The sequence below is a fragment of the Psychrobacter sp. S4(2024) genome, from assembly GCF_036861305.1.
Taxonomy (GTDB): Bacteria; Pseudomonadota; Gammaproteobacteria; order Pseudomonadales; family Moraxellaceae; genus Psychrobacter; species Psychrobacter cryohalolentis.
This window is the reverse complement of sequence record NZ_JAZAQR010000002.1, coordinates 87130-99622: the sequence shown is the minus strand read 5'-3', so window position 1 is coordinate 99622 and position 12493 is coordinate 87130. Positions and strand designations below refer to the sequence as shown.

General features: G+C 40.9%; 10 protein-coding genes. 8 read left to right on the top strand and 2 right to left on the bottom strand.

Going from position 1 to position 12493, the window contains the following annotated elements:
- Nucleotides 1–169 precede the first annotated feature (169 nt).
- From VLA57_RS05370 to VLA57_RS05345, 6 genes are all read left to right on the top strand, one after another.
- Complete coding sequence (locus VLA57_RS05370; RefSeq protein WP_133105456.1) at nt 170–1288, top strand: lipase secretion chaperone; 1119 nt, start codon at nt 170–172, stop codon at nt 1286–1288.
- Nucleotides 1289–1635: 347 nt separating this feature from the next.
- Nucleotides 1636–2124 (top strand): META domain-containing protein, encoded by a 489-nt coding sequence (locus tag VLA57_RS05365; RefSeq protein WP_201530732.1) that lies wholly within the window; start codon nt 1636–1638, stop codon nt 2122–2124.
- A gap of 241 nt (nt 2125–2365) precedes the next feature.
- Complete coding sequence (locus VLA57_RS05360; RefSeq protein WP_333954506.1) at nt 2366–3388, top strand: Xaa-Pro aminopeptidase; 1023 nt, start codon at nt 2366–2368, stop codon at nt 3386–3388.
- A 29-nt stretch (nt 3389–3417) separates the two neighbouring features.
- Entirely contained in the window at nt 3418–3588 is a 171-nt protein-coding gene (locus VLA57_RS05355) for a DUF2256 domain-containing protein (RefSeq protein ID WP_083759461.1), read from the top strand.
- Nucleotides 3589–3633: 45 nt separating this feature from the next.
- The gene (locus VLA57_RS05350) at nt 3634–3780 is read left to right on the top strand and encodes a DUF2256 domain-containing protein (RefSeq protein ID WP_333954505.1); all 147 of its coding nucleotides are present in this window, start codon (nt 3634–3636) and stop codon (nt 3778–3780) included.
- Between the two features lie 26 nt (nt 3781–3806).
- Nucleotides 3807–4307 (top strand): hypothetical protein, encoded by a 501-nt coding sequence (locus VLA57_RS05345; RefSeq protein ID WP_333954504.1) that lies wholly within the window; start codon nt 3807–3809, stop codon nt 4305–4307.
- Nucleotide 4308: 1 nt separating this feature from the next.
- Here the strand turns inward: VLA57_RS05345 and VLA57_RS05340 are convergent, their stop codons facing one another.
- Entirely contained in the window at nt 4309–6333 is a 2025-nt protein-coding gene (locus VLA57_RS05340; RefSeq protein WP_333954503.1) for an AAA family ATPase, read from the bottom strand.
- An 81-nt stretch (nt 6334–6414) separates the two neighbouring features.
- Nucleotides 6415–10230 carry a methionine synthase gene (gene metH, locus VLA57_RS05335; RefSeq protein ID WP_333954502.1) on the bottom strand — a complete coding sequence of 1272 codons (3816 nt, stop codon included), beginning with the start codon at nt 10228–10230 and terminating at the stop codon, nt 6415–6417.
- 554 nt (nt 10231–10784) lie between these two features.
- Between metH and VLA57_RS05330 the strand changes: the two genes are divergently transcribed.
- Both VLA57_RS05330 and VLA57_RS05325 read left to right on the top strand, forming a co-directional pair.
- Nucleotides 10785–11339 (top strand): fasciclin domain-containing protein, encoded by a 555-nt coding sequence (locus VLA57_RS05330; RefSeq protein WP_333954501.1) that lies wholly within the window; start codon nt 10785–10787, stop codon nt 11337–11339.
- Between the two features lie 339 nt (nt 11340–11678).
- Nucleotides 11679–12281 carry a fasciclin domain-containing protein gene (locus VLA57_RS05325; protein WP_133105450.1) on the top strand — a complete coding sequence of 201 codons (603 nt, stop codon included), beginning with the start codon at nt 11679–11681 and terminating at the stop codon, nt 12279–12281.
- Nucleotides 12282–12493 lie beyond the last annotated feature (212 nt).

Sequence of the window (12493 nt, the reverse complement as noted above, 5' to 3'; positions counted from 1 at the left end):
TAATATCGACACATTATGTACTGCTGGTATCAATTTTTCTTGCTTGCTGTGCCCATGCAGACAGAGGCTGCAAAAAATTTGTACCCGCAGTACCATCGCGTTTTTAGAGTATTTTGACTATATCGTAAATCCATACATAAACCCATTGATCAAATAAGATATTCTCGTTATGTCAAATAATCGCCGTTCACCCTTTTTGCCAGTCATCATCGCTGTGATAGTCGTGCTAGTAGTAGCGATTATTTGGTGGTTTAAGCCTAATGACAATAGTAAACTCTCTTCTCAAGCGGTTTCTACAGTACTCGACAGTCAAGCTAGCGCTAAATCTACAGACGAAGCGAGCTCTGATAGCGGCATGAGCAAAAAATCTAAGCAAAGTACGATTAAATTTACCACAGGACTTGAGAGTTTACCGCGCTCCTTGCAAGGTACTGATGTCGATGGCGAGATTATCATTGATGAAAACAAGCAACTGGTCGTTACTGAAGGCTTACGGCGTTTATTTGATTATTTTTTATCGGCACTTGGTGAAGAAGAGGAAGCAACTATCTATGCTCGCGTAGAGAGTTATATTCGTAGTCATACGCCAGAGCCAGCCGCCAGTCAAGCGCTTGCTATATTTGACCAATATGTGGCTTATCTCAAAGCCATGCCTGAGATTGAGAAAAAGTACGGTACTCTACAGTTGCAAGCGACCCAAAGTGGCGAGCTAGATTTAAACGTCGTCACTCAGCAAAAACAAGATGTCGCTAGATTGCGTCAACAGCGTTTTGATAAAGAAACCATTATCGCCTTCTTTGGTGCAGAAGATGAGTATGATGACTATAGTATGGAGATGGTCAGAATCAACCAAAATGCCCAACTGTCTGATGCGCAAAAAGAAGCTACAAGACAAGATTATATTAGCCGCATGCCAGACAATGCGACCAAAACCAACATTGCCCAGCAAGCCAATCTAAACGAGTTGATGACGCGTACAGAACAGATGCAAGCAAAAGGTGCCACGCCTGAAGCGCTATACAATATGCGTCGAGAGCTGGTTGGTGCACCAGCGGCAGCACGCTTAGCGCAAGTAGATCAAGCAGACGCTAGCTTTGATAAACGTTTTAATCAGTATCAAGCGCAAAAACAGCAACTTCTAACACAAAGTGCCAGTCAATCACAAACGCAATCACAAACGCAAACCCAAATCAATCAAATCGAGCAGCAACTGTTTAGCGAGTCTGAACGTAAGCGTCTAACAGGTTATGCCGCCCTGCAGCAGCAGAAAACTGCTGATATGAATTAACCAAAAGACAGGCTATAGGTGGGAATTTAAAGGCAAGTAAAAAGCTATAAACATAGCTTAATAAGTTTTGAAACAATAAATTTATTCTTAAGGATAGATTTATTGTGTGTTAGCAGCTCATAACTGGCTTAGCAAGGCATATTAGCAAAAATACCATAGAGTGGAACAAATATAGCGGTCATTGGTACTCAATCTATCATGAAAGGCTTATGAGAAATCAGCATAATAGCCGCATTGTTTAGACTAAAGAAAACAACAAATTCATCAGAGCAAGCGCTACTGATTAAAATGATAAACAATGAGTATCTTACTTTGTATATTAATATTTGAAACCTCTAGGATTTTATATGAAAAATATGACCAAAATAATGATGGCTGCTACCCTTACTGTAGGTACATTGGCTGCTGGTTGCCAAACTGCTCCTATCGTAACGGCGCCTGTGACTCAACCAATTACTGCTAATGCACTACAAGCGTATGATTGGCAGCTTGTTGATGCCAAGCGTGCAAATGGTGACAAGGTCACTCAGTTATTCTTTGATCCAGCCAAACCACTTACCCTAAAATTCTTCAAAGATAACGGCAATGACCGTGTTGCTTTTGCCAATACTTGTAATAACATGGGTTCTGACTATAAAGTTGTCAATGGTAACGTCATATTAGGCAATATCCTATCTACTATGATGGCATGCCCTGAGCCACAAGCCAGCTTCGATACTGCTACGCTTGCCACGGTACAAGGCAAATATAGCACCAGCACCAATGCAAGCAACACACCTATATTGACCATCAAAAATAACAGTCAAGTTGCACACTTTAAAGCGGTTGCTAAATAATATAGATAGCCAGTTACTATCGTTATATGATAACCATATATAAAAAATGCCTCATTTAGCAGTGGGGCATTTTTTTGTCTAAAATTTTTGTTTAAAAGAAGAGGGCAATCTACGTTACACTAGCGACATCGCTGTTGCTGATTGCTTATATTTCATTTAGCACTCTTCTACTTGATATTATTAATAGTAAGTTGCACGTTTTAAATAGCTCATATCGAATGGATCTATAGGACTTTATCGTATGTTAAAAACCACTGTCTTAAAACCGACTGTTAATATTCGTAGGCTAAATAGTACTGTTCCTATTATCATGCTTTCAATGCTGGCAGTATTAACAGGCTGCCAGACAATGCCAAATGCTTTGTCCAAAGCGCCTAGCGCAATGGCTATAAATAATCCGCTCACTATTGGCATGCCAGCAGTAGATCGACAAGGTTATATTGCTTATGTAGAGGAGCAAGGCGTGGGTGCTGCCAAGGTCTCGACGCTATATCGTATCCGCCCTGATGGTAGCGGGCGTCAATTGATTGATCAGCTAAATGGCTATATCTACGCGCCTACGTGGTCAGTGGATGGTCAAATGCTCGCTTATAGCAAACAAGCCGCGCGTCAGCATCCAAAGATTTATATTTACGATGTCAAAAGCGGTAGTCATAATTTGGTCGTCAACGTAGAAGGTAGCAATTTATCTCCGTCATTCTCACCCGATGGCAAAAAGCTTATTTATAGCTCAACCGTTGGCGGCAATGCCGATATTTATGAGATGCGTTTAAGCGATGGCGATACCAAACAGCTCACCACGCTACCGAGCACTGAAGTGCAGCCAAGCTATGCCAGCGATGGGCAGAGCTTTGTCTATACCAGTGATAAAGTCCGCGCTGGTCGCCCAAGCATTTATCGTTATAGTTTTGCCACGGGCAACGCCGCGCTGATATCGACGGGAGGCTATGCTGCCAGCCCCCAGCTTAGCTTAGATAGTCAGCGTTTGGCATATCTCAATGGTCGCAAAGCGGCAGTAATGACGCTTACCACAGGACAAGTCATCAATCTGGCAGAGACAGGACTTGATGAGCCAGCGCGCCTATCACCTTCTGGACAATACGCCCTCTATCCGATGCGTCAGTCAAATCTGGATAGGCAAGTAATCGGTCAAAGCAGTCAAAATGGCGGTAGCTTAGTTATCCATTCTCTAACAGGGAATACCAGTTATGCCATTAGCAGTAAAACGGGCGGGGTAGTGCGCTCACCAATTTGGGGTCGCTAAGCGATTTTTTTAATTTAAAGGTAAGTATCATGGCGCATAAAAAAAAGAACGTCCGCAAAAAACTCTGCCCTGTCTGCGAGCGCGAATTTAGTTGGACTAAAAAGTTGGATAAAAACTGGGACAGCATGGTCTATTGCTCCGACCAATGCCGCCGCGTGAAAAAGTATGAAGGATTGAATCATCAAAAAGAAGATAAATAGGCGTTAATAGTCAAGTAGGGGTATATGGGCACGAGGGAGCAGGCTATGGCACATAAAAAAGTAAACTTACCGCAAAAAATCTGCCCCGTTTGCCAGCGTCCCTTTACTTGGCGCAAGAAATGGGAAAAGGATTGGGCACAGGTGATTTATTGTTCGGAGAAGTGTCGGCGTGGGAAAAGTAAAGTAGATTGAGTTACTTCAAAATATTAAGGTGAATTATGAGTGAACATTTTGAATATTCAAGCTTTCGAGAAAAGCTTATTGAACACTTATTTATTGGTGAAATGCTTAAGTTATCGTGGCTAAAGGACGATTGTCAATTAGAGGTCATGAAACCTGAAGTTGACAACGCAGGTTGCGATGTTGTCCTCGAAGATAATAACATCATTCGTCATATTCAACTAAAGACTTCAAAATTTGGTGCGAAGACATCAGGTCAAAAAGTTAATGTTCGCTTAGCCAATAAGCCTTCAGGATGTATTGTTTGGATACTATTTGATGAAGATACATTAGAGTTAAAATCTTTCTACTTTTTTGGCGCAGTGGCAGGAAAACCATTAACTGGATTAGAAAATGCTAAAGTTGCAAAGCATACCAAAGCGAATGCTAATGGTTTAAAAGCGGAACGACCCAACATACGCATGATTAATAAAGGACAATTCACTAAATACGACAGTATAGAAGCTTTATACGATGTATTGTTCGTTCCAAAATTCTAAACTAGGGATTATTATCCTTTATATGCTGAAATATTGATTCGCATAATTCTGTGGCTGATGGTGTTAGCTCCCATCGCTCACTCTGCATCAGTTCAACTATGTCTTGGCAGAAATTAGTTTTACTCTTAATAGTGCCTTGGTTTCCATCTGAAAAAGAAAAAGATGTTTCATTAGTTTCTAACTGAGGTAAAACTCCATCTTTACGCATTTTATTTAGAGCTGTATCAAAATATTTACCTATCCCTTTAGGTGATATTTGATAGCTATCTGTAAAATATTTTTTATACTCATCGCTGTAAGCTAGCTTTTTTTTGTTCCCTTGTTTAGCTAATCCATTGTCAGGACACATCTCAAAAAACTTCTTTACGAGAAATTTCCTAGGCAATGAGTTTTCGGTCTCCTTACCTTGAGTAATCGCAATCTTATCCCTTAGCTGTTGTTCCAGCTCATTGAATCTAGGTTTTTTCTTTAAGTCTGAGTCTGCTATTACTAGAGCGTTAGAAGTGACAAGTACTGCATTTAGACCCTTGTTCTTGCCGCTGTCCACATCCTCTAAAGAATCAACTTCGAAATCCCAATGTTCTAAGTTTGAACCTTGATATTCTACAAACGCATAGTGATAGCCATCTATAAAGCGTGAATAATCTTCCCACTTATCTTCATCAATTACCTTTAACTCATCCAAGTACTTTTTTAAATATTGGACGAAATATAGGCGATCAGTAATGCCTTCAATCCAAACAGTGCAATTAGCTAAGAAGACCGACGAAGGAGATACACCAAGCGTTTGTAGTATAGTGCGGTCACCATCACAGCGTCTAATTACAGTTTTGTATTTGTTTTCTTCATTACCAACATTTTCTTTATCTACACGATATAAAGAAATACGTTTATCTTCATTTATCATATCGAGCAAGTAATTAGAATGACTAGTTGCCATATAGTAATGATCAGTTTCATTCAATAAAAATTTCATTAACTGCTTAACATAGCCGGCGTGCAAATGTATTTCTGGCTCTTCGATAAAAAAGAAAGAAGGTTCAGTGGTTAAGAACGCCTTATAAGTAAGGATAATAATTTGTTGCAAGCCATCACCTAGTTGCGAGATAGGAAACTGTTCTGCTTCTCCAATTTTGATATGCAAACTATCATCTTTACGATGAGGTATAAGAGTGACAACTTCATTATTGAAAAAGTAATGAGAAAGTTTAGCTTGATAATCGTCAATTCTTTGACGTTCTTCAGGCATTCCTAGTAGTGAGTCTGTTAGAAATTCAAAGAAGTCTTCGCCTGTCACTATTTGATGATCTAAAAAGTCATAATCTTTGTAAACTCTAAGTAAAAGCATGTTTTTTCTTAGTTTATCTAAAATATCTTTATTGGTTACTTGAGTATAATCTTCCTTATCTGGTGCAATTGTACTTTTATGAATTAAAATATCATTCTTATTGGATATTATTTTTTCAATTTCAGACTCAGCTAAGGACTCTAAAGGCTTAAAGTGTTTTAAGCTTCTCAAAGAGTTTATATAAAAAATCTTTAAAGCTGATATGTTTATAAGTTCATATCCTGCTTCTAAACTAAATAGTTCTTCAATAATATTTTGTAGCTCATCAAATAACTTGGAATAAGAATTATCGTTGTAGCTCTGCCTACGATATAAGTCATATATTTTATAGGCTGTTGGATGACTACTTTGAGATGGATAGTTAGCTCTAGCTATCGCTAAATTAACCTGATCTTTAATTTGAGTAAGCTTCTCCAAGTTTGAAGTGTAATTATTTTTTATGACATTAAAGCTATTAAACTCGAAGGCATTTGTGTTCCATTCATCATTTACAGAGAACATATTAAGTAACACACCTACTTTTTGCAACAACTGCAAATAAGAAGTTAAGTTTTTTAAAGATATTTCGTCGATATAAATTTTACAAGCTAACTCCCGCATAAAACGACTTTTACCAGAGTTATTTGCGCCCACAATAATATTCAAACGCTTTAATTCAAAAGGATTGTTTCGATTCAAGCCCTCGCTTGAATCGAAATCTGTATATCCTTCCTTAAACCAAAGTTCATAGCTTCTTTCATATCTACAACCTAAATAATACTACAAGTTCGGATTTAACCACTTCTCAGCAGTCTTTATATCCCAGCCTTTACGCTCAGCATAACTCTCTAACTGATCACGACTGATCTTACCGACGTTAAAGTACTCACTATCAGGATGTGAGTAATAGAAGCCGCTGACTGATGACGCAGGCCACATCGCATAGCTTTCAGTCAAGGTCGTACCGATGGCATCGCCCGTACCAAGCCATTCAAACAGTTTGCCTTTTTCCGTATGTTCAGGGCAAGCAGGATAACCAGGTGCTGGACGGATACCAACATATTTTTCTTTAATCATCTCATCATTGGTAAGCGACTCAGTCGGTTGATAGCCCCAATACTCTTTACGAATCAGCTCATGCAGATGCTCGGCAAAGGCTTCGGCTAAGCGGTCGGACAAGGCTTGCACCATGATGGCATTGTAGTCGTCACCAGCCGCTTTATACTTCTCAGCGAGCGCCTCTGTACCGACGATCGAAACTGTAAAGCCGCCAAGATAATCGGTGTGCGTATCCGATGGTGAGATAAAGTCTGCCAAGCTAAAGTTTGGCTTACCACTGGCTTTGTCACTTTGTTGACGCAAATGCTCAAATTGATATTCTGATATGCCGCCCTCAATCGGAGCTTTATTATAAACGGTGACGGTATCCGCGCCAGTACGACGAGCTGGCATGAGTTTAAACACGCCTTTTGCGACGATTAATTGCTCATCAATCATCTTTTGCATCAGCTCATTGGCATTATCAAACAAATCACGCGCCGCTTCGCCAACCACATCATCTTGCAATATTTTCGGATATTTGCCAGCAAGTCCCCAAGAGATAAAGAACGGTGTCCAATCGATATAAGGCAGCAGGTTAGTGATAGGATAATCGTCAAAGATCACTCGCCCTAATTTATTAGGTGTCGGTGGCACATAGTTATCCCAATCATACTGAAAGCCAATCTTGACCGATTCGGCATATGTGACCTTTGCCGCCTTTGGTTGGCGCTTAGCCAGACGCTCACGTACCTTGATATATTCTGCGCGGGTTTCATCAATGAGACCCTGACGATGCTCTTTGGATAGCAGTTTCGTCACCACACCAACGGAGCGCGAAGCATCCGCCACATAGATGACGCCATCGTTTTGATATTGTGGTTCGACTTTGACTGCGGTATGCGCTTTTGACGTGGTTGCACCACCAATCATTAATGGCAGCGTCATGCCACGTTCTTGCATTTGCTTAGCCACATAGACCATCTCATCAAGGCTTGGGGTAATCAGACCTGATAAGCCAATAATATCGACTTTCTCAGCTATCGCGGTATCGAGGATTTTTTCACACGGTACCATGACGCCCAAATCAACAATGTCATAGCCATTACAGCCGAGTACCACGCCGACGATATTTTTACCGATATCATGGACGTCGCCTTTGACGGTTGCCATGAGGATTTTACCTTTCTTTTCACCCTCGACTTTTTCAGCTTCAATGTACGGGTTCAGCCACGCGACGGACTGCTTCATTACCCGAGCAGATTTCACGACCTGAGGTAAGAACATTTTACCAGCGCCAAACAAGTCGCCAACGATATTCATACCGTCCATCAGTGGTCCTTCGATGACCTCAAGTGGACGCGGATATTTTTCCCACGCTTCTTTAGTATCCGCTTCGATAAAGGTAGTAATACCTTTTACCAACGCATGAGCAATCCGTTCTTCGACGGTGCCTTCACGCCATGTCATATCGACGGTACTGTCTTTTTTCTTACCGCCATCTTGATAGTTTTCAGCGATGGTCATCAGGCGTTCGGTGGCATCTTGCCCAGTTTCGCCTTGATTGCGATTAAGCATCACATCTTCGATGGCATCGCGTGCCTCTACAGGAATGTCATCATATAGCTCAAGCATGGCAGGGTTGACGATACCCATCGTTAATCCGTTTTGAATCGCATGATAAAGGAATACAGAATTGATGGCTTCACGAATCGGGTTACCACGGAAACTAAACGAGACGTTAGAGACACCGCCTGAAACCATCGCATTTGGCAGGTTTTCTGTAATCCATTTGGTCGCGTTAATAAAGTCGGCACCGTAGTTATTGTGCTCAGTGATACCGGTAGCAACCGCAAAAATATTGGGGTCAAAGATAATATCTTCAGAAGGGAAGCCCACTTCATCGACCAACACATCATAGCTGCGTTTACAAATCTGAGTTTTACGCTCAAAGGTATCCGCCTGTCCATCTTCATCGAATGCCATGACGATGATGGCTGCGCCGTAACGCATACAGAGCTTGGCACGTTCGACGAACTCAGCGTGACCTTCTTTTAATGAGATAGAGTTGACGACACACTTACCTTGAGTGCGCTTAAGACCTTCTTCGATAATATCCCATTTTGATGAGTCCAGCATCAACGGCACACGGCTGATGTCTGGCTCGCCTGATACGAGGTTCACAAAGTGAATCATCGCTTGCTTAGAATCAAGCATGCCCTCATCCATATTGATATCGACGATTTGCGCGCCGCCTTCGACTTGGTCACGGGCAACGTCAAGCGCCTCAAGATAAGCTTCGGTTTTAATTAGGCGTAAGAATTTCTTCGAACCCGTAACGTTGGTACGCTCACCAACGTTGACGAATAGACTGTCTTTATTGATGGTAAATGGCTCAAGACCAGATAAGCGGCAGGCAGGCGGAATCTCAGGAATAATGCGCGGTGGGTACTTTGCTACCATATTAGCGATTTGACGGATATGCTCAGGTGTTGTACCACAACAGCCACCGACGATATTTAGAATGCCTGCTTTGGCAAAGCCTTCAAGCAGTGCGGTGGTTTCATCGGCAGTTTCATCATATTCCCCAAACTCATTAGGCAGACCAGCGTTTGGGTGCGCAGAGACATAAGTATTGGCAATATTCGATAGTGTTTGGATATGGGGTCTAAGCGCGTCCGCACCGAGCGCACAGTTAAAGCCAACGGATAGCGGTTTGGCATGACGAATCGAGTTATAAAAAGCTTCAGCAGTCTGCCCAGATAAGGTACGACCTGACGCATCTGTAATCGTGCCTGAAATCATAATTGGCAATTCAAAACCAATATCATCAAACACGCCTGTGACGGCAAAGATTGCTGCTTTGGCATTGAGCGTATCAAAAATAGTCTCAATCAAAATGATATCAACGCCACCTTCCATTAGCGCCAAGGTTGCTTCGCGATAGTTCAGCACCAATTCATCAAAGGTAATATTACGAAAGGCAGGGTCATTAACGTCAGGTGATAGCGAGCAAGTACGCGATGTCGGACCAATAACCCCAGCGACAAAGCGTGGTTTTTCTGGATTCTTCGCAGTGTATTCGTCAGCGGCTTCACGTGCGATTTTAGCAGCCGTTTTATTTAGCTCAGGCACGAGATACTGCATATCGTAGTCTGCCATCGACAGCCGCGTACCATTAAAGCTATTGGTCTCGATAATATCAGCGCCAGATTCCAAATGCGCCAAATGAATCTCTTTAATCATATGTGGCTGCGTCAGCACCAATAAATCATTATTGCCGCGGACATCTTGCTTGATATCAGTAAAGCGCTCACCGCGATAGTCCGCTTCCTCTAATTTATAGTTCTGAATATGCGTGCCCATGGCGCCATCGAGCATCAAAATCCGTGCTGCCATTTGCTCTGTAATGCGCGCTCGCGCCGTTAGCTGCTGATCCTTATAAGGGAATACAGCAGGCGGCGTCAATATAAAGTCATTGGGATTAGCATTTGGGTTACTGGCGTCAGTTAGATTGGTTAAAGAAGTATCAGTTTGAGAACGGGCTGTTGGAATCATAGGAGCGCTGCTTATAGAGTCAAAGTTATAAAAAAGAAGAGGAAAAAGTCGTTATAATTTTTAATAGAGAAGACGTCAAAACCATCAATGCCAGTAAAAAATAGTAAATAAATACAGATGATTTTAGCAGAAAATATATTGCCAATGTAAGGTTATCAAAGTCTATTGCATAAAGCGTGTGAGCACAAATGAATATGATTTATCTTTAGGGTTACAGAAAGCTTTACTTATGATTATAAACGTAAAAGTATCACTTTATAATGCAAATACAGATTACATGCCCACCACAAAAAGTAGCGTAAATAGCCGTTTACGCCACTTAAGGATATGTTAATTTAATTTCAGAAGGATTGATGTTTCATAAGCGGTGCTTATTAGTAAGGGTTGATGATTTTATTTGCAAGTTTGCCTATATATTATTTTTCATGGGTAATCATGCATTATCAAATCAGTGATTATATCGTTAAGCGTTGCTGCTAAGGAAAGCCAATCTCATCTGACATACCAGATAAAAACCAACAGATTATAGATATTTACTCATTAAGGATAATATTATGAAAATCATCAAAATCGCTGCTATTGGTACTTTAGCTGTTTCAATTGCAGGTCTAAGTGCTTGTAACAATATGATGCCAGCCAAAAGCGCTCCTATGAAAGCGCCCATGCATAGCCAATCAATGGCAAAAATGAATGTAGTACAAATTGCCCAAAGCAATCCTGACTTCTCTGTACTCGTAGAAGCTGTCGTTGCCGCTGATTTAGCGGTCGCGCTCTCTAATCCTAATGCCAACTATACGATTCTTGCGCCAACCAATGCTGCCTTTATGCAAGCGTTACAAGAAAATAACATGACCAAAGCACAGCTCTTTGCCAATAAACCACTATTGACTAAAATCTTAAGCTATCACGTGATTAACGCCGCAGCACCTATTTATGCCAAGGATGTTAGACCAGGCAATATAACCATGCTAAGCATGGACACGCTTATGGTCACAGCCCAAGGCAAATTGATGGATGAAAGTGGACGTACAGCAAATCTCTTAAAAACGGACATTACTGCAAGTAATGGTGTGGTACATGTGATTGATAGAGTTCTAATGCCTAGATAGTCTTTTGGCAAGGTTTTATAAACTAGCCATTATATGCGTATAAGATCAATCGTTTAAGAGCTGTTCTACGCAGCTCTTAAATTCGTTATAGATTCAGATAACGAAACGCCTGTGTTATATACGTGATTGCTACAGTGCTACTACCTAAGAATATATCAATTAAAAATCAATCAGTTAATATTGTAGATGATTTCAGATAACGTCCCTTTAAAGAATGTCATATTCTAAACAGTATTGTGCATTTTAAAAAAACTGTTTATGCAAAAATTATTACTTATCGAATCAGTACTTATCAAATTTTTATTCACTCAATAGTTATTAATATCAAAGGAATGTCTTATGTTAAAAAAGAACTTACTATCTATCGCCGTTGTGGCGGCAGCAATGTCATTAGCAGCTTGTAACGATAAAGAAGTCGTTGCTGAGCCAGTTGAGCCAGAAGCAACCACTGATGTAGTCGTTGAGCCAGAAGTCGCAGCTGAACCAATGGTTGAAGCGGATGTTGCCCCTGAAGCAGCAGCTACGCAGACTATTGGTGAGATGGCAGCTGGCAATAAAGACTTGACCATCTTGACCGCTGCACTACAGGCAGCTGGGCTTGATTCGATGCTGATGGCTGAAGACAAGTACACAGTATTTGCACCTACTGATGATGCATTTGCTGCTTTATTAACTAAATTGAACATTACCAAAGAAGAATTACTTGCTGATCAAGCGACGTTAAAAAGTGTGCTTCCATACCATGTCGTACCTATGGTTGTAAAAGCCGCTGATATTCCTTATGGTACTGCGATTGAAACGGCGAATGGTCAAACCATCACGATTAGTGATGCCAATGTCATTACAGATTCAAATGGTAATACCGCCAACATCGTTGCCACTGATATGATGGCAACCAATGGTGTAGTACATGTAATTGATACAGTTTTATTGCCTAAATAAGTTTTGGTTAATAGACTTACTAAATCTTTCTGGTAAAAAGTAAATGATGTAAAAATACCTAAAGCCTAGCCATTGAGTTGGGCTTTTTGCTGCCTAATAATTGCTGCTAATAATTTGAGTCGATGCAATGTAAAAGGAATCCAGTAGTACCTTATAACATTTGTATTTCTTTTATTTAGGACCGAATATAGTAGAAAAGAGGCAAGAGCGCA